General features: G+C 40.9%; 23 protein-coding genes. 19 read left to right on the forward strand and 4 right to left on the reverse strand.

Features of this window, described 5'->3' with window-relative positions; translation table 11 throughout:
• The first annotated feature begins 3 nt into the window (after window positions 1–3).
• The 9 genes from hypF (at window position 4) to Q4533_RS04845 (ending at window position 9,242) form a co-directional block, all read left to right on the forward strand.
• Window positions 4–2,472 (forward strand): carbamoyltransferase HypF, encoded by a 2,469-nt coding sequence (hypF, locus tag Q4533_RS04805; protein WP_303502123.1) that lies wholly within the window; start codon window positions 4–6, stop codon window positions 2,470–2,472.
• A 102-nt stretch (window positions 2,473–2,574) separates the two neighbouring features.
• Window positions 2,575–3,294 (forward strand): hydrogenase nickel incorporation protein HypB, encoded by a 720-nt coding sequence (gene hypB / locus Q4533_RS04810; protein ID WP_303446323.1) that lies wholly within the window; start codon window positions 2,575–2,577, stop codon window positions 3,292–3,294.
• 1 nt (window position 3,295) lies between these two features.
• Window positions 3,296–3,541 carry a HypC/HybG/HupF family hydrogenase formation chaperone gene (locus Q4533_RS04815; protein ID WP_102435486.1) on the forward strand — a complete coding sequence of 82 codons (246 nt, stop codon included), beginning with the start codon at window positions 3,296–3,298 and terminating at the stop codon, window positions 3,539–3,541.
• A complete protein-coding gene (gene hypD / locus Q4533_RS04820) occupies window positions 3,538–4,665 on the forward strand; it encodes a hydrogenase formation protein HypD (RefSeq protein WP_303502125.1) in 1,128 nt (375 codons plus the stop codon). Before Q4533_RS04815 ends, hypD begins: the two co-directional genes overlap by 4 nt.
• Window positions 4,652–5,665, forward strand: a complete 1,014-nt coding sequence (gene hypE, locus Q4533_RS04825; protein WP_102476754.1) for a hydrogenase expression/formation protein HypE — start codon at window positions 4,652–4,654, stop codon at window positions 5,663–5,665. The genes hypD and hypE overlap by 14 nt, the downstream gene beginning before the upstream one ends.
• Complete coding sequence (locus Q4533_RS04830) at window positions 5,665–6,012, forward strand: hydrogenase maturation nickel metallochaperone HypA (RefSeq protein ID WP_102435491.1); 348 nt, start codon at window positions 5,665–5,667, stop codon at window positions 6,010–6,012. Before hypE ends, Q4533_RS04830 begins: the two co-directional genes overlap by 1 nt.
• 59 nt (window positions 6,013–6,071) lie before the next feature.
• Window positions 6,072–6,236, forward strand: a complete 165-nt coding sequence (locus Q4533_RS04835) for a hypothetical protein (protein ID WP_198589276.1) — start codon at window positions 6,072–6,074, stop codon at window positions 6,234–6,236.
• Window positions 6,237–6,670: 434 nt separating this feature from the next.
• A complete protein-coding gene (locus Q4533_RS04840; protein WP_303502127.1) occupies window positions 6,671–8,077 on the forward strand; it encodes a DUF1800 family protein in 1,407 nt (468 codons plus the stop codon).
• Between the two features lies 1 nt (window position 8,078).
• Window positions 8,079–9,242, forward strand: a complete 1,164-nt coding sequence (locus Q4533_RS04845) for a DUF1501 domain-containing protein (protein ID WP_303502128.1) — start codon at window positions 8,079–8,081, stop codon at window positions 9,240–9,242.
• Between the two features lie 91 nt (window positions 9,243–9,333).
• On the opposite strand, the gene pgm is transcribed toward Q4533_RS04845, so the two are convergent.
• Entirely contained in the window at window positions 9,334–10,974 is a 1,641-nt protein-coding gene (gene pgm, locus Q4533_RS04850) for a phosphoglucomutase (alpha-D-glucose-1,6-bisphosphate-dependent) (protein WP_303502130.1), read from the reverse strand.
• Window positions 10,975–11,008: 34 nt separating this feature from the next.
• Window positions 11,009–11,602: a replication initiation negative regulator SeqA gene (gene seqA, locus Q4533_RS04855; protein ID WP_102435498.1), complete on the reverse strand. Its 594-nt coding sequence runs from the start codon at window positions 11,600–11,602 to the stop codon at window positions 11,009–11,011.
• 307 nt (window positions 11,603–11,909) lie between these two features.
• Here seqA and Q4533_RS04860 point away from each other — a divergent pair, with 307 nt between their 5' ends.
• The 7 genes from Q4533_RS04860 (at window position 11,910) to Q4533_RS04890 (ending at window position 17,331) form a co-directional block, all read left to right on the forward strand.
• Window positions 11,910–12,674, forward strand: a complete 765-nt coding sequence (locus tag Q4533_RS04860) for an alpha/beta fold hydrolase (RefSeq protein WP_102435500.1) — start codon at window positions 11,910–11,912, stop codon at window positions 12,672–12,674.
• 109 nt (window positions 12,675–12,783) lie between these two features.
• Window positions 12,784–13,005: a DUF2788 domain-containing protein gene (locus Q4533_RS04865; protein WP_076540959.1), complete on the forward strand. Its 222-nt coding sequence runs from the start codon at window positions 12,784–12,786 to the stop codon at window positions 13,003–13,005.
• Window positions 13,006–13,013: 8 nt separating this feature from the next.
• Entirely contained in the window at window positions 13,014–13,286 is a 273-nt protein-coding gene (gene ybfE, locus Q4533_RS04870; RefSeq protein WP_076540961.1) for a LexA regulated protein, read from the forward strand.
• Between the two features lie 49 nt (window positions 13,287–13,335).
• Complete coding sequence (fldA, locus tag Q4533_RS04875; RefSeq protein WP_076540963.1) at window positions 13,336–13,863, forward strand: flavodoxin FldA; 528 nt, start codon at window positions 13,336–13,338, stop codon at window positions 13,861–13,863.
• Between the two features lie 121 nt (window positions 13,864–13,984).
• Entirely contained in the window at window positions 13,985–15,178 is a 1,194-nt protein-coding gene (gene earP / locus Q4533_RS04880) for an elongation factor P maturation arginine rhamnosyltransferase EarP (protein WP_303502132.1), read from the forward strand.
• A 46-nt stretch (window positions 15,179–15,224) separates the two neighbouring features.
• Window positions 15,225–15,785, forward strand: coding sequence for an elongation factor P (efp, locus tag Q4533_RS04885; protein WP_076540967.1), 561 nt, complete (start codon window positions 15,225–15,227; stop codon window positions 15,783–15,785).
• A gap of 331 nt (window positions 15,786–16,116) precedes the next feature.
• Entirely contained in the window at window positions 16,117–17,331 is a 1,215-nt protein-coding gene (locus tag Q4533_RS04890) for a pyridoxal phosphate-dependent aminotransferase (RefSeq protein ID WP_102476748.1), read from the forward strand.
• Between the two features lie 151 nt (window positions 17,332–17,482).
• Here Q4533_RS04890 and cls read toward each other — a convergent pair whose 3' ends face one another.
• On the reverse strand, window positions 17,483–18,934 hold the full coding sequence (cls, locus tag Q4533_RS04895) for a cardiolipin synthase (RefSeq protein WP_303502133.1): 1,452 nt from the start codon (window positions 18,932–18,934) through the stop codon (window positions 17,483–17,485).
• A gap of 152 nt (window positions 18,935–19,086) precedes the next feature.
• On the opposite strand from cls, the gene Q4533_RS04900 reads away from it, so the two are divergent.
• Window positions 19,087–19,899 (forward strand): endonuclease/exonuclease/phosphatase family protein, encoded by an 813-nt coding sequence (locus tag Q4533_RS04900; RefSeq protein WP_303502135.1) that lies wholly within the window; start codon window positions 19,087–19,089, stop codon window positions 19,897–19,899.
• Window positions 19,900–19,913: 14 nt separating this feature from the next.
• On the opposite strand, the gene Q4533_RS04905 is transcribed toward Q4533_RS04900, so the two are convergent.
• Window positions 19,914–20,822: a hypothetical protein gene (locus tag Q4533_RS04905; RefSeq protein WP_102476746.1), complete on the reverse strand. Its 909-nt coding sequence runs from the start codon at window positions 20,820–20,822 to the stop codon at window positions 19,914–19,916.
• Between the two features lie 209 nt (window positions 20,823–21,031).
• On the opposite strand from Q4533_RS04905, the gene yfbR reads away from it, so the two are divergent.
• Both yfbR and Q4533_RS04915 read left to right on the forward strand, forming a co-directional pair.
• On the forward strand, window positions 21,032–21,640 hold the full coding sequence (gene yfbR, locus Q4533_RS04910) for a 5'-deoxynucleotidase (RefSeq protein ID WP_102435511.1): 609 nt from the start codon (window positions 21,032–21,034) through the stop codon (window positions 21,638–21,640).
• A gap of 93 nt (window positions 21,641–21,733) precedes the next feature.
• Window positions 21,734–23,098, forward strand: coding sequence for an anti-phage deoxyguanosine triphosphatase (locus Q4533_RS04915; RefSeq protein ID WP_303502157.1), 1,365 nt, complete (start codon window positions 21,734–21,736; stop codon window positions 23,096–23,098).
• Window positions 23,099–23,113: the final 15 nt, after the last annotated feature.

A 23,113-nucleotide genomic window follows, 5' to 3' on the forward strand; every position in this document is an offset into this window, starting at 1 on the left:
CCTATGGGACTGCATCAAGCCTATCTTCAACAGGTAAAACTCAATATAAACGGCATAGTCCAAGGGGTTGGTTTTCGCCCTTACGTTTATCAATTAGCCACTCAGTCTAATTTGCTCGGCAGTGTGCTAAATAATGAGCAAGGTGTATGCATTCATCTACAAGGATTAAATACTGATATCAATCATGTGATCCATCAGTTAAGAATTAATCCACCGCCATTAGCCAGAATCGATAAACTGAATGTGGTAGAAGAACGAATTGATACAAGACTAGCCGACTTTTCAATCAGCCAAAGTCAGTCAAATCAACAAGCCATAGTGTCAATTTCAGCCGATAAAAGTAGCTGCACAGATTGCTTAGCTGACATCGCAGATCCAAATAATCGTCATTACCAATACCCTTTTACAAATTGCACCAATTGCGGGCCAAGATACAGCATTGTTAAGCAACTTCCCTATGATCGCCATCTTACCTCAATGGCTAATTTTGCTATGTGTGATGACTGCCGAAAAGCCTATGAAGATCCCTTAAATCGACGCTACCATGCTCAGCCAGTGAGCTGCCCTAAATGCGGCCCCAAGTTACGTTTTGACAAGCTTACCCATGGGCAGATAACTGAGGTTATTGCTGATCAACAGCAAGTGTTTTCAGCCATCATCAGCGCGTTAAATAATGGCAAAATTTTAGCAGTTAAAGGTCTAGGGGGCTTTCATATTATTTGTGATGCCACTAATGATGAGGCCATTAAAAAGCTAAGATCACGTAAAAAGCGCCCAGCAAAGCCCTTTGCCGTTATGGCAGCAGATATCGAGCAAGCCAAACAACTCGTTACTGGCACAAAAACTGAATGGCAACTCTTAAGTAGTGCTGAAAAACCTATCACCTTAATGGCTAAACACGCCAATATTGATAATTTTATCAGCAAGTTAATTGCACCCGACATAGATAAATTAGGACTGTTTCTGCCCTACACTCCCATGCATCATCTGTTGCTTAATGCCTTTACCAAACCCATTGTTGCCACCAGCGCAAATCTTTCAGGCTTACCCATTATTACCGACGCCAACGAGATTATGTCGCAACTAGGCCATGTGATTGATGGCCTCGTTGACCACAACAGAGCCATTGTAAACCCTTGTGATGATAGCGTTGTTCAAGTAATTAACGAGCGAATTCAGGTTATTCGATTAGCAAGAGGCTATGCGCCATTAAGTATTGCCTTACCCAGCGCCATTAAATATCCAATTCTTGGGGTCGGGGCGCAGCAAAAAAATACTCAATGCTTTGCTTTTAAACAACATGCCTTTATTAGCCCACATATTGGTGACTTGTATAACCTCGAAACTAACCAGTTATTTGAACACACCTTAAACACATTTAAGCGACTGTATCGTTTTAACCCTAAGAAAATAATAAGTGATAAGCACCCTGATTATGCATCTAGCCAATGGGCTAATAATCAACACAATGTCCCGATTTCACAGGTTCAACATCACCATGCGCATATCCTTAGTGTGCTGGCGATCAATAACTACCAAAAACCAGTATTAGGATTTAGTTTTGATGGCACAGGCTTAGGTGATGATGACAGCCTTTGGGGCAGTGAGTGCATGTTGCTTGATGGCATTAATTATCGCAGTGTCGCACACTTGAAGTCATTTAAGTTAATTGGTGGCGAGCAAGCGATTAAACATCCCGTAAGGATTTTATTAGCCTTGTTATTCGAGCACTTCAGCCTTGCTCAAATAAAAAAACTGCCCATCGAGGCAATTCAAACAATGCCTGCTCATACCTTAGATAATTTACATCGTATGTGGCTTAACAATAGTGCTTGCATTGAATCACGCTCAATAGGACGGCTGTTTGATGCCATTGCTGTTGCGCTTAATCTTATTGAAACGAATCAGTTTGAAGCCCAAGCAGGCATGTTAATTGAAACTTGTGCTAATAACTGGCTAAAGCAATCAATAGCAACTAATGCAACTAATGCAACTAATTCAACTAATGCAACTAATAATGCCAACACTGGGCAGCAATTACTGACATTGCCTCTAGAGACAACTGCTGCCTCTTCTACGACCACGCTCTTTTCGACAACAGCATCTTCAGCAACGGTATCTTCAACAGCAGCTGCTTCAGCAGTTAAAGTTTGGGATAGCAGCGGATTAATCAAACAAGTTATCGGGCTTATCACGGCTAAACAGCCGCCATCGACCGAACAATTATGTTTTGCATTCACAGCGAGTTTAAGCCGAGCTGTCGCTGATGTTGCTAATCAGTACCCTGAATATGCTTTAGTGTTTAGCGGCGGTGTGTTTCAAAATAAATTACTACTAACACAATGTCAGCAAGCGTTAAAGCAGCGGCAAATACTACCCTGTAAACTTATCCCTATAAACGATGCCGGCATCTCTTTAGGGCAATTATGGTTTGCCTATTTACAACAACAAACAACACAAATAGCCAATTAATATTTAAATAACGATTAATTGCTGATGTTAATCAAAGAATAATTTTTAACCGCCATTGATACTGAGATATAGCAAGAGGCGTTTCGAATAAGGAATATTGATATGTGCCAAGATTGCGGATGTTCAATTACAGATCATCAACATAGCCTACACTCTAACCCGCAGCTTAATGATACTAAGACCTTATCTGTTATTCATAAAATATTAGATAAGAATGATCATGAAGCCCAGCATAACCGTGCGCATTTTGAAGCCAATAACGTCATGGCTTTTAACTTAATGAGTAGCCCAGGTAGCGGTAAAACCACTTTACTGGAATATTTACCCACTCATTTAATGGCTAAATTCGCGGTCATTGAAGGCGACTTAGAAACCTCTCGTGATGCTGACCGCTTAATCGCTAAAGGCATTAGTGCTTATCAAATTCAAACCGGCTCAGCCTGTCACTTAGATGCCTTTATGGTGCATCAAGCGCTGCACCATATTGACCTTAAACCTATTGATGTCTGCTTCGTAGAAAACGTTGGAAATCTTGTTTGCCCCGCCAGTTACGATGTCGGCACCCACAAAAATATCGTACTGTTATCTGTGCCTGAAGGTGACGATAAAATTGAAAAGTACCCGGTGATGTTTCGCCGTGCGGATTTAGTACTCATAACCAAAATGGATTTAGCCGAGCATTTTGACTTTTCCTTAACCGAATGCGAGCAGCAACTAAAAAAACTCAATCCTGATGTGACCTTATTACCCATTTCAGTCAAAGACCCACAATCTCTTAACCAAGTGGCTGATTGGATAAACAGCGCAATTGGAGCGCAATAATATGTGCTTATCAGTGCCTTCTCAAATTACCGCGGTTCACGATGATACTAGTGTCACCGTCGATACCTTAGGGGTTAAACGCCGGGTCAGTAGTCATTTAATGACAGAGCCATTAAAGGTGGGCGAATTTGTGCTGATTCATATCGGATTTGTGATGAATAAAATCGATACAGAAGATGCCAAATTAAGTTTGGAACTCTATAAAGAGATTGTTGATAAACTTAATGATGAAGGAAATGATTTATGATCCTCACTGATCTATATCAACAGTTTCGCAATCCTGACACCATCAAAGCGTTGGCAGAAAAGATAAACTCACATACTAGTCAGATAGATACTGATATTAACATAATGGAAGTATGCGGCGGTCATACCCACACCATAATGAAATATGGTTTAAAGCAATTGCTGCCAGCTAACATCAATTTTATTCATGGACCCGGCTGTCCTGTGTGTATTATGCCAAAAGAGCGCATCGACCACGCTGCTGCATTAGCACAGCTTGATGACGTTATATTATTGACCTTAGGCGATATGATCCGAGTGCCTGGTTCAAAAGGTAGCCTTGCTCAATTTCGTGCTAAAGGTTGTGATATTCGGCCTTTATACGACCCTATGGATGCGCTTAGTATCGCAAAAGACAATCCCGATAAAACCATTATCTTTTTTGCCATCGGCTTTGAAACATCAACCCCAATGACTGCCGTGTTAATTGACCAAGCTGAAAAACAGCAAATAAATAATCTGTTATTTCATATCAACCACGTACTAGTGCCACCAGCGATTGATGCCGTGATGGCCAACCCACAAGCTAAAGTAAATGCCTTTATAGGACCTGCCCATGTGAGCGTGATTAGCGGCGCTAAAATTTACCAAGCGGCTGTAGATAACTACAACACGCCATTGGTAGTAGCGGGTTTTGAACCTGTGGATGTGATGGAATCGATTCTTAGAATTGTAAAACAAAAACAGCAAAATATTGCCCAGCTTGATAATCAATACAGCCGCGCGGTCAGTTACGAGGGTAATCAAGCAGCGCAGGCATTAATCGACCAATACTTAACCCTTAGAGCATCATTTAGGTGGCGTGGTTTAGGGCCGATTGCAAAATCAGCATTGACCTTAAAACCCCAGTACGCCCATCGCGACGCCGAAATTATATTCAAACAACAGCTACCCACTGTAGAAATTGATGACCACAAAGCCTGTCAATGCGGTGATATTTTGCGCGGTCTCGCCAATCCACAAGATTGCAAAGTCTTTGGCAGAGGCTGCTCTCCAGACAATCCATTGGGCAGTTGTATGGTCAGCTCAGAAGGTGCCTGCAATGCATATTATCGTTATACAGGAGTAACGAATGCCAGCGAATAAATATCAACACGTGCAGTTAAGCCATGGCGGCGGTGGTAAAGAAATGAACAGTTTAATTACTGATATGTTCTTTAAAGCTTTTTCAAATCCAATTTTGGAGTCTCAAGAAGATGCTGCGGATTTAAATTTAACTGGCCATTGTGCATTTACTACCGACTCTTTTACCGTTGAGCCTTTATTTTTTGCTGGTGGTGATATCGGCAAACTGGCCGTTGCTGGCACAGTCAACGATCTAGCCATGATGGCAGCGCAGCCAGAATATTTAAGCTGCAGCTTTATAATTGAAGAAGGCTTTGCCATTAAAGATCTGAATACCATAGTGCAAAGCATGGCCGCTGAATTACATAAATCTGGTGCACGTATTGTCTGTGGTGATACTAAAGTAGTGCCTAAAGGTTGCGCTGACGGCATATTTATCAATACCTCAGGTGTGGGCCGAATTTTAAAACCCGGTATTTCAGTTAAAAACCTGCAACAAGGTGACGCTATTATCGTATCCCGCGACATTGGAAGGCACGGAGCAGCCATTTTAATGGCACGTGATAGCTTATGTTTAGAGTCTGAACTCACCAGTGATTGCGCCACACTCTGGCCCATAGTCGAGCAACTCATTGCAGCGAATATCGAAATCCATGCCATGAGAGATGCCACTCGCGGCGGCCTGTCTGCGGTATTAAATGAATGGGCCAATGCATCTGCTGTTGGCATTGAAGTCGATGAAAAATTAATTCCAATATCGCCACAAGTCCAAGGCCTGTGTGAACTTTATGGTTTTGAAGCCTTTGATTTAGCAAATGAAGGCACCTTTATTATGGCCCTGCCACAGGAGAGAGCTGAGCAGGCTTTAACTATCATGAAACAATATTGCCACTGCGATCAAGCCTGCATTATCGGCAATGTGACTAATCAACACCTTGGCAAAGTAGTATTAACCACACCATGGGGCAGTAGCCGCTATTTAGATGTTCCCCAAGGTGAGCTATTACCAAGGATTTGCTAATGCACGAGTATTCAATTGTGATGTCATTATTGGAGCAAATTGAGCAATTAGCGGCCCAAAATCAAGCTAATGAAATCATCAGAGTACAGATTAAAGTTGGGGTGTTAAGTGGCGTCGAGCCACGTTTATTGGCCACGGCGTTTGAAACTTTCAAACTTGAAGGGATTTGCCACAACGCCATGCTGGATATGAATATACAGGCGCTAATCATTCACTGCCGCCAATGTGACACGCAATCAGAATTAACCGAACGTAATATTGTTTGCCCAAGATGTTTAAGTACCAATACTCAGGTAATAGATGGTGAGCAGATGATGTTAATGCAACTTGAAATGAATACCGATTAAAGCTCAATTTGTAATAACTTTTATTAACCAATTAAAAAAGAATTATTGAGGAACTAACAATGAAAACGAAACTAACCGCAATGCTAATGGCTGCATCCCCTACTCTTGCATTTGCCCACGAAGGTCATGGCGCAGTCAGTCTATTTCATCATCTGTATGAACTCGCACCTGCTATTGCATTAGTAGCCATTGTCGCCTTAGTTATTTACAACAAAACGCGATAACTTGCTTAGACAGCACTTATTTAAGACAGCACTTATTTTAACAAAAGTCGCTTAGTCAATATTAGTTAGCCAGATACAGCCGGCTTACTTTTAATGCTATCCCTTTGAGCCACAGCTCCCCACTGCGCTCAATGGGTAGTTTTTTTGTATTTATCAGCCAGCCCCGCAAACATAACTAATTTGTCTGGCAATAATGCTAAGCTGCCTCACCTTCTATCTTGAAACAGTCGTGGTTAAAATAAATCCTCAGCAGTGCAAGCGTCTATCAAGCCAAAAATGATATTACCCTCTATTTTGTGTAGTTTATGTCATTCTTAAGGCTAATTTGTTCATAAAACCATCTAAAAAATCTAGTTCACGCTTATAAATCGGCTTTGTTTAGCTTAAGGTAATATTTCACCAAGACCACAAGTTAACTGATCCAAGGATGTACTATGTCAGCAGCTGCGATAATTGCCACTAACCGATTTGGACTTGGCGCGAGGCCAAACGAACTATCCCTAGCGACTAACGATCCAAAAGCCTACTTAGTTAAACAATTGGTGATCCCAGAGTTTGAAGCAACTGAATTCAACTCTGACGAAATAATCCGTCAAGTAAGCGAATTTTTAAGACAAGAGCAGCTAGCAAAAAATAACCGTCAAACTGAAAATATGATGTCCATGCAAGGTCAATCTAATGCAAATAAAGCCAACAATAAAAAGAAATTTAACGGGCCAAAGCCACTGCCGCCACACAAACAAGCCTATTACCAGCTAACAGCCAGTGCATTTAATAGCGCAATCAATTCTCCAAACTCATTAAGCTGGCGTTTATTACATTTTTTTTCAAATCATTTTAGTGTCACAGTCAGTGGACGAGTGATGACAGCACTTGCCGCCACATTAGAGCGTGAAGCCATAGCGCCAAATTTATTAGGATCATTTGCAGACATGCTACTGGCAGTGACCAGTCATCCTGCCATGATACGTTATCTCAATAATGAAAAGTCGTTCGGTGCAAATTCCCCTCTTGGCAAGCGAGGCAAAGGGTTAAATGAAAATCTAGCTCGAGAAATCCTCGAACTGCACACCCTTGGGGTTAATGGTGGTTACACTCAAGCTGATGTCATTGAGCTAGCAAACGGAATTAGCGGGTGGAGCATTGCCAACCCCAGAAAAGATAATGCCACAGGTTTTATCTATCGAGTCAATGGCCATGAGCCAGGACCTAGAACCCTACTTGGTAAACAATATCCTGCCGCACAAGACAATGCCTCTGGCGTTAAACAGGGTCAAGCTATGCTGGCTGATATTGCCAAACAGCCACAAACTGCAACCCACCTGTGCTATAAAATAGTTAAATATTTTATAAGTGATAATCCTTCTGAAACACTGCAAACCAAGCTTGTTGAAACATGGAACAGCACCAATGGCAACATCAAACAAGTTATGCTGACCTTAATTAATGCAGACGAGTCATGGCAGCCTGAACAGCTGAAGTTTAAAACCCCCGTTGAACATGTCATCTCTAGTTACCGCGCAGTTAATAAGCCTGTCACTAACATGCAAAAATTACTTAAGCAGTTAGGTGAAATGGGTCAACAGCCTTTTAAAGCGGGCTCCCCTGAGGGATTTGGCGATCTAGAACCAGACTGGAACAGTGCTAATGCATTAATGACCAAAATCAACTGGACCACACAATTTGCTACCTCCCAACGAGATTCTGATACAGCTCAGGCAATTAATACCGTATATGGCAACTTATTATCTGAATTATCATTTAATACCATTACCCGTGCAGAAAGTCGTGAACAAGCTTTAGCGTTATTATTACTTACCCCTGAGTTCTTAAGGAGATAACATGCAACGTCGTGAATTTATTAAAGGGATCAGTGCCAGTTTAGTGATGTTAAGCAGCGGCCTAGCGCCTAGCTCTGTGGCGAATGCAACATCCGCGTCCTCAGCTAAAACTAAAAAGAATATCGTCTGGGTCATACTTCGCGGCGCACTTGACCCATTGCATACCATAGTGCCACTAAAGGAGCCTAACTTTTCTCAATTAAGACCCACGCTAGCCGATAATGTCGCCAATTCAAAACTCGTGTTAAACCCACAATTTAGTTTAAATCCAGTATTAACCAATATGCATCAGTGGTATCTCGACAAGCAACTGTTACCTATTGTGGCAGTATCGTCTGGTTACCCTGAGCGGTCACATTTTGCTGGACAAGACTTTTTAGAAAGCGGTGGAGAACTTAAAGAGCTTGAGTCTGGCTGGTTAGGACGAGCCATAAGCGCATCATTAGAAAACAAAAGCAACAATGCTATTGCGATTTCAAACGCTATCCCCATCAGCTTGCGTGGTAGTGACCGTGTCAATACTTGGTATCCCACCAAAGGTGACCCCGCTGATGAAGATATTTATCAGCAGTTAGCCGTGCTTTATCAACAAGACAAAAAATTATCTCAAAACCTAATGGATGGGATCTCATTGAAAGAAATGGCCATGCTAGGTGGTGGCAATAAGAGTCGTAAATTTGTCGCCTTAGCTAAAGCCTGTGGTAATTTTTTAACCCAAAGTGATGAAATAGATTGCGCCATGTTAGAAATGGGCGGCTGGGATACCCATAGCAACCAACATAGTCGCCTTAACCGTCAATTGAGCCAATTAGATAAAGGCCTAGAAGCACTTAAAAGCGCTTTAGTTAATCAATGGCAAAATACTGTGATAATTGTTGCTACCGAGTTTGGCCGCACTGTAAAAGAAAATGGCACCTATGGTACGGATCATGGCACTGGTAGTGCTATGTTTATCGCAGGTGGCGCAGTAAAAGGCGGTAAAGTCTTAGGGCAATGGCCGGGACTTAAACCTGAGCAGTTATTTCAAAATCGAGACTTACAACCTACCAGTAATAGTTTTAGCTGGATATCGACTGTGATGCAGCAACATTGGCAATTAACAACTGAAGAGATAAATCACATACTGCCAAACAACACACCCTATGATGTACCTATCATCAGCTAAACCCGTAGCAATACAATCCCTAAAAAAATGCCTGACTTATTGCTAAGTCAGGCATTTATCATCTAAGGCTATTAACCCTTTGGTTTAAACTTTAGGCTTTTAACGCACTATCAATCATGACTTGTGCCTGACTGATAATTTCAGCTAAATGCGCCTCACTGACAAAGCTTTCAGCGTAAATTTTAAATAATGCTTCAGTGCCAGATGGACGCGCGGCAAACCAGCCATTTTCGGTGGTGACTTTAATGCCGCCAATTGCCGCATTGTTACCTGGCGCATGAGATAAAATAGCCGTAATGGTTTCACCAGCAAGGACTGTATCGGTAAAGCTATCTGACGATAAGGTCTCAAACTTGGCTTTTTTCTTCAGGCTTATAGGACTATCGATACGGGTATAGTAACTCTTACCAAACTGTTCAGTTAGCTCGACATAACGCTGGGCTGGCGTTTTACCTGTTACCGCTAAAATTTCAGCGGCTAACAAAGCCAGAATAAAACCATCTTTATCGGTACACCAAGTAGAACCATCTTTATTTAAAAAGGCAGCGCCGGCACTTTCTTCACCGCCAAACGCAATACTGCTGTTAGCAAGACCGTCAACAAACCATTTAAAGCCCACTGGTACTTCTAAACAATGTCGTTGATGTGATTGACAAATTCTGTCGATAATTGCACTTGATACTAAGGTTTTACCAATGGCTAAGTCTGCCGCCCAACCTTTGCGGTAAGTCAGCAAGTAATCTATAGCGACAGCAAGGTAATGATTTGGGTTCATTAATCCAAAACCTGGGCAAACAATACCGTGACGATCGTAATCTGGATCATTACCAACACAGACATCAAAGTTTTCGCTATGTGCCAGTAATCCCGCCATGGCATAAGGTGATGAACAATCCATGCGGATTTTTCCATCTTTATCTAACGGCATAAAACCAAAACTTGGGTCGACTTTGTCGTTAACTAAGGTAATGTCTAAACCATATTGCTCAGCAATGTGAGACCAATAATAAATACCAGAGCCACCCAATGGATCGACACCAATTTTAATTTTAGCTTTTGCTATCGCTTCGAGATCAATAACCTTGCTTAATGCATTAACATAAGGTGCGATAAAATCAACTTCATTAATCCAGCCTGACTCTACAGCAGTACCGTAATTGACTTTTTTAACGCCATTTAATTGATTAGCTAAATATTCATTGGCAGCGGTTTCAATTTGTTTAGTGATCTCGCCTTCAGCAGGTCCACCATGGGGCGGATTATATTTAATACCACCATCTTGAGGCGGATTATGCGATGGTGTAATAATAAGACCGTCAGTGAGATCGCCGCCATTAACATTGGCACTCACAATAGTTTGTGAGACGACCGGTGTTGGGGTAAAACCCTCATCTTTTTGCACTCTTACAGCGACTTGATTCGCTGTGAGTACTTCAAGCACCGACATATAAGCTGCGTACGATAGGGCGTGGGTGTCAAAACCTACAATCATAGGCCCGCTGATACCCGCTTGTTGACGATAATCAACCACAGCCTGAGTAATAGCCCAAATATGATTTTGGTTAAAACTGGCCTTAAGTGAACTGCCGCGATGACCTGATGTACCAAAGGTCACTTTTTGCTGCACATCTTCAACATTAGGGACGATTCGGTAATAGTGGCTCATCAATTTGGGTAAATTAATCAAATCCTTTTGTATTGCTACAGTGCCTGCTCTGTCATGAATTGCCACGGTATACTCCCTATTTTAGAAATTTAAAATTGCCTTAGATTCTGTCTGAAATTGATTTTGCCAGCTCTTCATTACAGCCGAGTTGCAATAACACTTCTGATAAAATAGTGCGCTTTTTGGCGGTGTTGTTATTAGTGGTAACCCAATAACCGCTAGTACCAATTTCCTTCGGATTAGCAGACTGACTGGCTTTTAATAATTCCGCTTTTGAACGAGCAAAATATAAACGGCCCCGGCCTTGGATTTTTAATATTTGATCAAAAGTGGCTGGCGTCATTGCAGAAAGTGACTCTAACAAAAACATAAAGCGCCCTACTGCGCCTTTTTGCTGAGATAACATATGTTCATGTACAACAGTGTTGAAATCGACCTCAGTGTTTACTTCTTCAATTACGGCAGGTTCAACGACTTCTGGTGTGATAACCTCAGCCTTTACTTTAGCAACGCTTGTAGCATGGGCGGTTTCTAAGCTAGGTTGGCTTATCGCTAAAGGCTCTACAGGTTCAACTGATTCAATAGAAAGATCCAACAAACGGCGTAAAATATCAGATGCACTTTCACCAATGCGTTCTGTTTTACTTGCAATATAACGATAGAGTTCTTCGTCTATCTCAATATATTTACTCATTAATGCTTCCTTTGGTCTTAATCTATAGTCAAAAACGTCAAGCCACTTACGACATTAAATAATGACCAGTGGCATTACCGATCGATTTAGATCGATCTTTATATAATGACAGTCTACCCATCTCACGCCGATGGTAAAGAGTAAAAACAGCTAAACATCTCAAAATTAGTCAATTTCACATCATCAATGGCACTGATGGATGCTTTAATGAACATATAACAACTGACTAATTCATTTCAGTTCTTGATCATCATCCCCTTTTACAGGCAAAATCACGCCTTCGTTGACAATCAAAATGGACATTTCAATGCATTACGTTTCATCAGGTACTGGCCCTGCAGTGGTTTTAATTCATGGCTTATTTGGTAATTTGGACAACCTGAAAAACCTCGCAAATGCACTGGAAGCAAACCATCAGGTTATTCGAGTCGACTTACCTAACCATGGTTTAAGTGAACATTGGCAATATTTGGACTACCCACTCCTTGCCGAAGCTTGCGTAGAGTTGCTAAACAGCTTGAATTTAACCGAAGCACATTTTGTTGGCCATTCGATGGGCGGTAAAGTCGCCATGGCTTTAGCGTTATTACATCCCGAAAAAGTCACTAGCTTAGTGGTTGCAGATATCGCCCCAGTGGCTTATGAACCACGTCATCAAACCGTATTTGCAGGGTTAACATCCTTAACTCTAGATCAATCCACCAACAGAAAATCAGCATTAGAGCATTTAATCAGCGCTGATATTGATTTAGGTACCGCGCAGTTTTTGCTTAAAAACCTGCAGCGAACCGACAATGGCTTTGAGTGGAAAATGAATCTTGACGGTTTAATCGAGAATTATCCGCAAATCATTGCTTGGGATATCACCGACAAACAATACGATAAGGCCTGTTTCTTTATCCGTGGTGGTGACTCTCAATACGTGCTTGCAGAGCACACCAATGCCATCATGACGCAGTTCCCTCGTGTCAGTGCCAAAACCATCAATGGTACAGGTCATTGGTTACATGCCCAAAAACCTGAAATATTTAATCGATTAGTTGCTGAGTTTATCGATAGCAATAGCCAATAATTAACTTGTAAATTTTCATTAATAGAAGCCAACAAATATGGCTCATAGTATATCTATGTGATATATTCCCGCCCTCTTTTAGCCTTAAAGCATTACTAAAGGAAAAAACATGTTGAATCAGTATATGGATCAAATTGAGACATTAGGTCTAAACTTGTTTTTTGCTTTAATATTTTTCTTTATTGGTATGGCTATTCACGATGTCCTTAAGCAAGGCCAAGTGCCCAAATTTGGACGTTACATCGTATGGTTAGTATTATTCCTTGGCTGTGCCGGGTTTGTAGCAAAAGGTATTATTCAGATCACCTGGGAAGGTTCAGGGATCGGTTAAACAGAACGATGGCAAAAGAAACAACAGATAGAACCACCATTGACCTGTTTGCTTCAGAGAAGCGTCGTGGACGCCCTAGAAGCAACCCCTTAAGTCGGGAACAACAGTTAAAGGTCAATAAGCGCAATCAAATACAACGTGATCGCGCTAACGGATTAAAACGAATAGAGTTAAAGGTGTCACAAGTTTTATATGACGCCTTGAACGAACAAGCATTGGCCAGTAACATCAGCCGTAGCCAGTTAATCGAATTAATCTTGCAACAACAAATCGACAACTGAACCGTTTTTTTAAATTCGCAAAGCGAACATGATATTTAAAGGATAGACAATGGCAACTGTAGGTCTTTTTTTCGGTAGTGACACTGGTAATACCGAGGCTGTAGCCAAAATGATCCAGAAGAAGTTGGGTAAAAAAATGGTCGATGTCAAAGACATCGCCAAAAGCACCAAAGAGCAAATCGCTGAGTTCGATTTGATCTTATTTGGTATTCCAACATGGTATTACGGTGAAGCTCAATGCGATTGGGATGACTTTTTCCCAGAGCTAGAACAAGTTGACTTCACTGATAAGTTAGTCGCAATTTTTGGCTGTGGCGATCAAGAAGATTACGCTGAGTACTTCCTTGACGCTATGGGCATGGTTGGTGATATCGTATCTGAGCGTGGCGGGATCATTATTGGTCATTGGCCAACAGAAGGTTACGACTTTGAAGCATCAAAAGGTTTAGTTGACGACAAACACTTTATTGGTTTAGGTATTGATGAAGATCGTCAACCTGAACTGACTGAAGAGCGTGTTGACGCTTGGGTTAAGCAAATTTATGAAGAAATGTGCTTAGCTGAATTAGAAGACTAATATTGAGTCTCTAACTTTGTTTTTACTGTTAAGTAAAAACAGTTTAAAAAGCGGCCATAGCCGCTTTTTTTAGCGCTGACATTTAGCGCCAAATAGCTAGCTGCTGTGTTGAGAGAAAAAAGTGAACAAATCAAGCAATCAACATTGGGATATATTCTGCGCTGTTGTTGATAACTACGGCGACATCGGTGTCACCTGGCGTTTAGCCAAACAATTGCACGCAGAATACGGTATTCAAATCAATTTATGGGTCGATGACTTACACAGTTTTTCGCATATTTTGCCGCAATTAAACCCAGCTATAGCCCAGCAATACTTTTGCGGTGTTAATATTTTTCAATGGAACAACCCATTAGATATAGAGTACAAAGCTGGAAGCGTATTGATTGAAGCTTTTGCTTGTGAATTACCTTCACAAGTTAAAAGCAGTATTGAAGAACTCCACAACCATAATAAACACCACACTTCAACCTCATCACATACTCCACCGCTATGGATAAACCTTGAATACCTTTGCGCTGAAGATTGGGTCGACGGCTGTCACGGTTTACCTTCAATGCAACAAAGTGGCCTTAAAAAGTATTTTTATTTTCCTGGGTTTACTGCCAAAAGTGGCGGATTGATTTGCGAGCAAGACTTATTTAGTCAACGTAATGCTTGGCAAGCTGATAGCAGTAATAAACTGTCATTGTTTCGCCAATTAGGTTTATCAGGCATTAACGCTGAAGATGTCGTCGTATCAGTATTTAGTTATGAGTCACAAGCCCTAGCAAGTTTGGTCAAGCTTTGGCGTCAATCAAGCCAAACCATGCATGCGTTAATTCCCGTGGGCAAAAGCTTAACCAGCATTATTGATTTATTGCCAGTGACCATAGAAAACATTAAACCAGGTCAGCAATATCAGCTGGAAAATCTGGTTATTCACATTCTGCCTATGACAGATCAAAGCGGCTTTGACCGACTGCTTTGGAGCTGTGATATCAACATTGTTCGCGGAGAAGACTCTTTTTTGCGCGCTCAGTGGGCAGCTAGGCCGTTTATTTGGCATATTTACCCACAAGATGAAGATTATCACCTAGTAAAACTGCAGGCTTTTGTTAATATCTATACCCACAAACTTGATGATAGATTTGCAAATATCTTCTCGGAAGTAAATTTTGCATTCAATCAGCAACGTGCCGATATCTCAGATTATTGGCAACAACTTATTTCAGTGCAATTGCCTATGCAGCGTCATGCTACAGATTGGGCAGTTGATGCTAAAAATGATGCAGATCTTGCTACACGTCTGGTTCAATTTATTAAAACCAGCTAAGATACTGCGCAATTAAAATTAATACCTAAAATATAGGAATAAAGTAATGAAAACTGCTCATGAACTCCGTCCTGGTAACGTGATCATGTTAGATGGCAGCCCATGGGTTGTTCAGAAAACTGAAACAACTCGCTCTGGTCGTAACGCTGCAATCGTTAAAATCAAATTAAAGAACGTTCTACAAGACTCTACCACTGAAACCACCTTTAAAGGTGATGACAAAATGGAAGATATCATCCTAGAACGTTTAGCATGTACTTATTCTTACTACGCAGATCCTATGTATGTATTTATGGATGCTGAGTACAACCAATATGACGTTGAAGCTGACAACTTAGGTGATGCTTCTGCTTATATCGTTGACGGTATGGAAGAAGAATGTTCAGTCACTTTCTACGAAGGTAAAGCGATTTCTGTTGAATTACCGACTAGCATCGTTCGTGAAGTAACTTACACTGAACCTGCTGCTCGTGGTGATACTTCAGGTAAAGTAATGAAGCCAGCAACCATTACTGGTGGTGGTACTGTTACGGTAGCTGAATTCGTTAAAATCGGTGATAAAATCGAAATTGATACTCGTACTAACGAGTTCAAAAAACGCGTTTAATTATCGCTATCATTAGGGAGGCCCTTAACGGAACCACCCTAAAAGTCTAAAAGCCAGCAAATGCTGGCTTTTTTGTTTTTTGTATTTATTTTATGCACTTAGTTAGCTTATCTTTAATAAGAGAGTTGCACTCAAAAACACCAGCAATTCAGTGTTTCATCTTACTTATGCTCACCAATTTAGTCATTTAACCTAACCGGGTGTCGATAATATAAGTCGCGCAGTACAATCCGCTAGTAAACTCAATAAAATATTCAATTAATCCTTTTCTCACTGCCATTAATTCGTTATTGTTCGGATACTTATGTCGTATTAGTAACTTGAGGCAAGTATGCGCCCTATTATCAAATCCAATAAACTCGATAGTGTTTGCTATGATATTCGAGGACCTGTTCATAAAGAGGCACGCCGCCTAGAAGATGAAGGTCATAGAATATTAAAACTTAATATCGGCAACCCTGCCCCTTTTGGATTTGAAGCCCCTGAAGAAATTGTCCGTGACGTCATTTTAAACTTACCAAGCGCTCAAGGTTATTGTGAATCAAAAGGGCTATTTTCAGCCCGTAAAGCCATTGTGCAGCATTATCAAGCTCAAGGGATCTTTGGTATTGATATCGAAGATGTCTATATCGGTAACGGTGCATCTGAGCTTATCTGTATGGCATTACAAGGTCTACTTAATACCGATGATGAAGTACTGATCCCCTCACCTGATTATCCGCTATGGACCGCTGCTGCTAACCTTGCTGGCGGTAAAGCGGTGCATTATCGCTGCGATGAAGAGTCAGACTGGTTTCCGGATATTGACGATATTAAAAGTAAAATCACCCCGCGTACCCGCGGCATTGTGATCATCAACCCCAATAACCCTACAGGTGCGGTATACAGTCGTGAGTTATTGTTAGAGGTGGTTGAACTGTGCCGTCAACATGACATCATTTTATTTGCTGATGAAATATACGATAAAATTCTTTATGATGAAGCTGTGCATGTACATGCAGCTTCGCTTTCAGATGATATTTTGACAGTGACGTTTAATGGCTTATCTAAAGCTTACCGCGCAGCAGGTTTTCGCGTTGGCTGGATGGTCTTAAGTGGCAATTTAAAAGCCGCCAAAAATTATATTGAAGGTTTAGACATGTTGGCCTCAATGCGCTTGTGTTCAAACGTACCTAATCAACATGCGATACAAACTGCTTTAGGTGGCTATCAAAGTATTAACGAGCTAATACTGCCAAATGGCCGTTTAACCGCCCAAAGAGACGTCTGTTATGACGTGCTTAATTCAATACCCGGTGTTAGCGTTAAAAAACCTAAGGGAGCTTTATATGCCTTCCCTAAGCTGGACTTAAAGAAATTTAATCTTAGAGACGATGAAAGACTGGTACTGGATTTATTAAAATCTGAAAAAATGCTTTTAGTCCAAGGTACCGCCTTTAACTGGCCAGAGCCAGATCATCTGCGAGTGGTATTTTTACCCCACAAAGAAGACTTAACTAAGGCACTCACAGATTTTGGCAACTTTTTAGAGAACTACTCACAGTAATCAAATTACTGCCGTATTTATCAGTAATAGTCATAACAAACACAGCCACTATAGTTTTTATCGTGGCTGTGTTTATATGCTCATGACAAGGCGCTATCGATTACGCGAAACTCTATAGCAACCAGCTAAAGTGAACGGCTAAAGTGAAAAGCTATAGTAAAGGGCTAAACAAATAAAAAACTTGTTCAATCACCCTTTTGTACCAAGGGCGTTTATTCCACTGTGCTAAAGTAAGTTGCTCAGAATCATCAATATAGCTTTGCTGTAACTGCTGTAATTTATAAGCAAACTTAACATCGTCAACCGCTAAAGTGAGTTCAAAATTTAGCCACAAGCTACGCATATCCATATTTACCGTACCAATCAAACAATGTTCATCATCAATCAACACCGACTTAGTGTGCAGCAAACCACCGTTAAACTGATGAACTTTTATGCCAGCATTTAACAGTTCAGTGAAAAACGAACTACTGGCCCATTTGACCATAGTGGAATCGTTGCGCCTTGGGATAATAATATTAACATCAACTCCCCGTAACGCTGCGGTGACTAAGGCCACTAACAAGTATTCACTGGGTACAAAGTAAGGTGTGGTAATAACAATGCGTGTACGGGCTTGATATAAACTTTGTAATAATACTTGATGAATAACATCTTCCGGCATCCCTGGGCCCGATGGAATAACTTGAACTAATGACGATGTATGAGTCGACTCTGCCTCTGGCGGCTGCTCAGGTAAAAAGCGCTCATTGGTTTCAACTTCCCAGTCCCAGCTGCTTACGGTATTAATCACTGGTACAACAGGTCCGGTGATGCGCACCATCATATCAATCCACTCTCCCACCTCGCTGGACTGCTTAAAATATTTAGGATCAACTAAGTTCATTGAGCCGGTATAGCCCACGGTATTGTCTATGACAACAATTTTACGATGCAAACGCAGATCCATGCGCCTAAACAGCATACGCAGTGGACTAACAATCAATGCCGGCACCACTTTAATTCCTGCATCTGTCATTAACTTTGGCCATGATGATTTGAAAAACTGGCGACTGCCGGCGGCATCCAATAGTAATTTAATGGCGACATTACGCTGGCTAGCGGCAATCAATGCATTAGCCACTTCATCTGCAAGACCACCGGGATGCCAAATATAAAACTCCATATGAATACAATTTTTAGCCTTATTTATATCGCTAATTATTGAGTTTAAAATGTCATCGGTAGTATGTTTTAACACCATTTCATTGGCAGTAAGAGATGGGATCCTTAATTGGGTGTCACACAAATGACTAATAGGAATAGCATAATGACTTTGGCTTTCGGGTTTATGGGCATTATGCTTATATAACGCTTTAAACCACTCGGCATAGGGTTTATACATGGCTTTTGAACGATTTGAGCGGGTTTTACCCAAATGCAATTCACCAAATAATAAGTAGGCAAACACCCCAACAAAAGGCAAAAAGTAAATAATCAACAACCAAGAAAATGACACGCCGATACTTCGACGTTTGATAACGATTCGAATTGCCACCACACCTAAAATAAGCCAATAAAGCACCACACCAACAATGGCAATAATTTGGGTCAATTGATCCATAGTTTTTACAGTATTCCTAGGTGTATTGAAAAGTTAATAGTAAAGTTGATTGTACTCTTTAAACAAGCAAGCATATAGCAAAGCTAATCATTCAGCTGTCATACATCTATCTCGAGGTAACATTGAACCTTAACAAATTAAAATATTGGATCATGATCGGGCTATTGTTAAGTGGCGGTTTGTATTTATTTGTAGTGACGAAATTCAATGGCGAAGCCGAGGTTATGATGAGTGAACTACAACCCATGTTTGTGTCTCAATGTTTATCCCAAACAGTCAGCAAGCCCCTTGATCAACAAGGACGCTTACGTATTGCTGTTTGGAACATTTATAAACAACAAAAGAGAAACTGGCAAACTGAATTACAGCAAATCACTCAAGGCTCAGATTTGTTACTTCTGCAAGAAGCCAAACTTAATCGTCGTTTCTCAAAGTACTTAGCCGATACCCAGCACCATGTGGTAATGGCCAAAGGGTTTAACCTGCTTAACGTACCAATGGGGGTTATGAATATTTCATCTCAACCAGCTAATGAAGCCTGTGCCTATCAAACTGCAGAACCGTTAATCCGATTCGCCAAATCGACTCTTGTGGCCACCTACCCATTATCTAATGGCCAACAATTACTTGTGGTCAACTTGCATGGGGTTAATTTCGATTGGCGACTTACTAGTTACGAATCACAACTTAAAAAAGTACTCAAAAAAGTCGCACTACATCAGGGGCCGGTTATTTTAGCAGGAGACTTAAATACCTGGCGAGAAGGTAGAATGAGTATCGTAAGGCAACTCACTCATGGCCTGAGCCTAACAGAAGCTAAATACAAAGCAGATTTTCGTAAACGGGTGTTTGGCTTACCACTTGATCATTTATTTTATCGCGGTTTAACCTTAATAAATGCAGACTCTAACGAAACCTCAGCCTCAGATCATAATCCGATCCAAACAGAGTTTATCCTGCAATAACACCCTGAGCAAAATTAAACCACTTTAAAACTAATCAATTTGGCTTCTTCAGCAAAAAAGCGATAAAAATCCTCTTGCTGATCTTGCTTGCCAACAAATGCTACCAAGGCTTTTTTGTCGGTGCCTTTTACCAGTTCTCGTATTTGAGTTAAGCGTTTTACAAAATTTGTCTTTACCGCTTCAGGCCATGCACTGGTTTGAATTTTGACAACATAGGGTCTGAGGTTTTTATTCTTATTATCCACTTTTTGCCACCAGCCAGCGGATAACTTAATCATAATATAGTCAGCTTCAACTTGTGGTTTATCCCATGCTAAGGTGCTGTAAAACACCTTGGTATCATTATTGTCAGTTTGAAAACGAAACTTTTGCTTGCCTACTGGGTTAATGATTTTTGTGAAAATCTGCCCATATTGGTTTCCCTCAACCCCTTCAAATGAAAGCGCCCTGTCACGATCGTAAGGAAAGTCAAAATACTGATCGACTATGCTTTGAAAAGAGCTGGTCAGATAATTCGCTTTACGCTTACTGCTTACAGTTTTCGCGGCCTTCGACCTTGTTAATTGATTAACATCATCAGCGGCAATCTCGGTAGTACTCACCGCTTTAACGGACTTTGCGGCGGTTAAAGTAAACCGATTAGGATAAGCTAATGGAAAGCCTTCATCACTGCTCAGCCGTGATGTTTTGCCTTGCTGCTTAATTTTACTGCTGGCTTTAGCGTAACAATGCTGCTCATGATCAACGTTTTTTGAGGTTTTAAAATAAGGTCTACGTAAGTTAACCGCTTTTTTGTAAGAGCAAGGTATAAGCGCCACAGCGCATTCATCGCAAACAAAATTAAGTGATTTTACATTGTCGAGTATATAAAGCTCTTCGTTGGTGACTAATCTATCTAATTGCAAACAGCGAGCATCATCCATATTCAATCTCATTTAACTTAGCATTTTCTTTCATAATCAAGCTTATCCGTTGTTATGCTAACGTAAATTTTGGTTAATTGTTAATATAAAATACAGTTGTATGGCGCAGTGTAGTTGATTACAGTAGACAGATAGCTTTTTAGCCGTAATCCGTATTCATTAGCGACACGGATCTGCTATTCGCCTTAATCCTATTACCGAGGCAGATTATGAAACCAAGCACTTTTATGGCATGGATCACCCGTATGCCATTGTTAGAACGTTGGGCTTTGATGCATTGTTTTCAAAAAGAAAACGTATCAGAGCATTGTCATCAAGTCGCTGTGATTGCGCACTTATTGGTGGTCATTAAAAATAAACGCTTTGGCGGTAAGCTAAATCCAGAAAAAGCGGCTACCATCGCCCTTTACCATGAAGTATCAGAAACCAAGCTCCAAGATATCAACTCCAACACCAAATATCACAGTCCTGAATTTACCAAAGCCTTTAAAAAGCTTGAAGATCTGGCAGAAAAAGAATGCTTAGCCTCGTTACCTGAAGATCTGCGTGAAGAAATGGAGCCACTATTAGTTCAAACCCAAGTCGACCCAGAATACAAAGCTATCGTCAAAGCCGCAGATATTTTACAAGCCTATGTGAAAACCATGAATGAGCTACGCTTTAACAATGACGAGTTTCAACATGTAAAAATTAACTTGGATAAAAAGCTTAAGCAAATGGAACAAGATTTACCTGAAGTAAAATGTTTTATCGAAATTTTCCTCGATAGCTGCACTTCCACATTAGATAAATTGACTGAAAACGAATTAACTAACTGATGCTCACACAGTAAAGGATGATCAATGTCAGACAATGAAATACACAGTAGTGATGTCACTGAAAATGAATTAGCTGCCATCAATGACAAACAAATGAACGCTGATATTGAGGGCAGCACTAAGATAAATCCATGGCATGAACGCCGCCTAGGTGAAGATAAATTACGCCGTAATGATCACCGCAGTCCATTTCAGCGTGACAGAGCAAGAATACTGCACTCAGCCGCCTTTCGTCGCCTACAAGCTAAAACTCAGGTACACGGCATTGGCATGAACGATTTTTTTCGCACTCGTTTAACCCATTCATTAGAAGTATCACAAATAGGCACAGGCATCGCTGCCCAGCTTAAACGTAAATTCCCTGACATTGAGCAACTATTAGATTCAATGAGCTTAATAGAGTCACTATGCTTAGCCCATGATATTGGTCATCCGCCATTTGGTCACGGCGGTGAAGTGGCCTTGAACTATATGATGCGCCATCACGGCGGATTTGAAGGCAACGGTCAAACTTTTAGAATTTTAGCCAGACTTGAACCCTACACCGAATACTGGGGCATGAATCTAACCAGGCGAACCTTACTTGGAGTGTTAAAGTATCCCGCTTTATATAGGCAGTTACATGTCGATTTAGGTCACCCAGAAATAACCAGCCACAGACAATTAAGACCTTCACAGTGGCCATCGGTAAAAGGCCTTTTTAACGATGACAAAGATATCTTCGATTGGGTGCTTTCAGGTTTGAGTGTAAATGATAGAAACCGCTTTATCAGCATTAAAAACAGCACTAATCAACACTATCCTCACCACAGAACCCAGTATAAATCTTTTGATTGCTCCATCATGGAACTGGCGGATGATATCGCTTATGCAGTCCATGATTTAGAAGATGCTATCGTGATGGGCATAGTCACGCCTTTGCAATGGCAGCAGGATGTCTCTGACAAATTAAGCCAAAGTAATGACCCATGGCTTACTCACGAATTTACCCATATCGCAGATAAATTATTTTCCCATCAACATCACTTACGTAAAGATGCCATAGGTACCTTAGTGAATGGTTTTGTCACTGCCATTAATATCGAGCAAGACGACAAATTTGATGAACCTTTATTAAAATACAATGCCAGCCTAGAGCCTGACTTTGCCATCGCACTGCATACTTTAAAACAATTTGTCTATAAGTACGTTATCCGTAAACCTGAAATGCAAATGCTCGAATACAAAGGCCAACAAATTGTCATGGAATTATTTGAAGCCTTTGAGTCTGATCCACAACGTTTGCTGCCATTAAACACTCAAGAACGTTGGTTACATGCCAAGGAGAATAACCTTAATCCAATGCGAATTATTGCAGATTATATTTCTGGAATGACCGATGAATTTGCCGGTAAGTTGCATCAGCAATTATTTGGCCCCAAGTCTTCTGGCATTTTTGAGATTAGCTTAGAAAGATAACCTTACTTACCTATC

This window comes from Shewanella sp. 6_MG-2023 (assembly GCF_030547195.1).
Classification (GTDB): Bacteria; Pseudomonadota; Gammaproteobacteria; order Enterobacterales; family Shewanellaceae; genus Shewanella.

Bases quoted from the DNA above. Each gene is read 5' to 3' on its own strand.
- Q4533_RS04890 (WP_102476748.1), top strand. From the start codon at position 16,117: ATGCGCCCTATTATCAAATCCAATAAACTCGATAGTGTTTGCTATGAT.
- Q4533_RS04905 (WP_102476746.1), bottom strand. From the start codon at position 20,822: ATGGATGATGCTCGCTGTTTGCAATTAGATAGATTAGTCACCAACGAA.
- hypF (WP_303502123.1), top strand. From the start codon at position 4: ATGGGACTGCATCAAGCCTATCTTCAACAGGTAAAACTCAATATAAAC.
- Q4533_RS04840 (WP_303502127.1), top strand. From the start codon at position 6,671: ATGTCAGCAGCTGCGATAATTGCCACTAACCGATTTGGACTTGGCGCG.
- yfbR (WP_102435511.1), top strand. From the start codon at position 21,032: ATGAAACCAAGCACTTTTATGGCATGGATCACCCGTATGCCATTGTTA.
- Q4533_RS04835 (WP_198589276.1), top strand. From the start codon at position 6,072: ATGAAAACGAAACTAACCGCAATGCTAATGGCTGCATCCCCTACTCTT.
- hypD (WP_303502125.1), top strand. From the start codon at position 3,538: ATGATCCTCACTGATCTATATCAACAGTTTCGCAATCCTGACACCATC.
- ybfE (WP_076540961.1), top strand. From the start codon at position 13,014: ATGGCAAAAGAAACAACAGATAGAACCACCATTGACCTGTTTGCTTCA.
- Q4533_RS04900 (WP_303502135.1), top strand. From the start codon at position 19,087: ATGATCGGGCTATTGTTAAGTGGCGGTTTGTATTTATTTGTAGTGACG.
- hypE (WP_102476754.1), top strand. From the start codon at position 4,652: ATGCCAGCGAATAAATATCAACACGTGCAGTTAAGCCATGGCGGCGGT.
- Q4533_RS04815 (WP_102435486.1), top strand. From the start codon at position 3,296: ATGTGCTTATCAGTGCCTTCTCAAATTACCGCGGTTCACGATGATACT.
- Q4533_RS04830 (WP_102435491.1), top strand. From the start codon at position 5,665: ATGCACGAGTATTCAATTGTGATGTCATTATTGGAGCAAATTGAGCAA.
- fldA (WP_076540963.1), top strand. From the start codon at position 13,336: ATGGCAACTGTAGGTCTTTTTTTCGGTAGTGACACTGGTAATACCGAG.
- Q4533_RS04860 (WP_102435500.1), top strand. From the start codon at position 11,910: ATGCATTACGTTTCATCAGGTACTGGCCCTGCAGTGGTTTTAATTCAT.
- cls (WP_303502133.1), bottom strand. From the start codon at position 18,934: ATGGATCAATTGACCCAAATTATTGCCATTGTTGGTGTGGTGCTTTAT.
- efp (WP_076540967.1), top strand. From the start codon at position 15,225: ATGAAAACTGCTCATGAACTCCGTCCTGGTAACGTGATCATGTTAGAT.
- seqA (WP_102435498.1), bottom strand. From the start codon at position 11,602: ATGAGTAAATATATTGAGATAGACGAAGAACTCTATCGTTATATTGCA.
- Q4533_RS04915 (WP_303502157.1), top strand. From the start codon at position 21,734: ATGAACGCTGATATTGAGGGCAGCACTAAGATAAATCCATGGCATGAA.
- Q4533_RS04845 (WP_303502128.1), top strand. From the start codon at position 8,079: ATGCAACGTCGTGAATTTATTAAAGGGATCAGTGCCAGTTTAGTGATG.
- hypB (WP_303446323.1), top strand. From the start codon at position 2,575: ATGTGCCAAGATTGCGGATGTTCAATTACAGATCATCAACATAGCCTA.
- Q4533_RS04865 (WP_076540959.1), top strand. From the start codon at position 12,784: ATGTTGAATCAGTATATGGATCAAATTGAGACATTAGGTCTAAACTTG.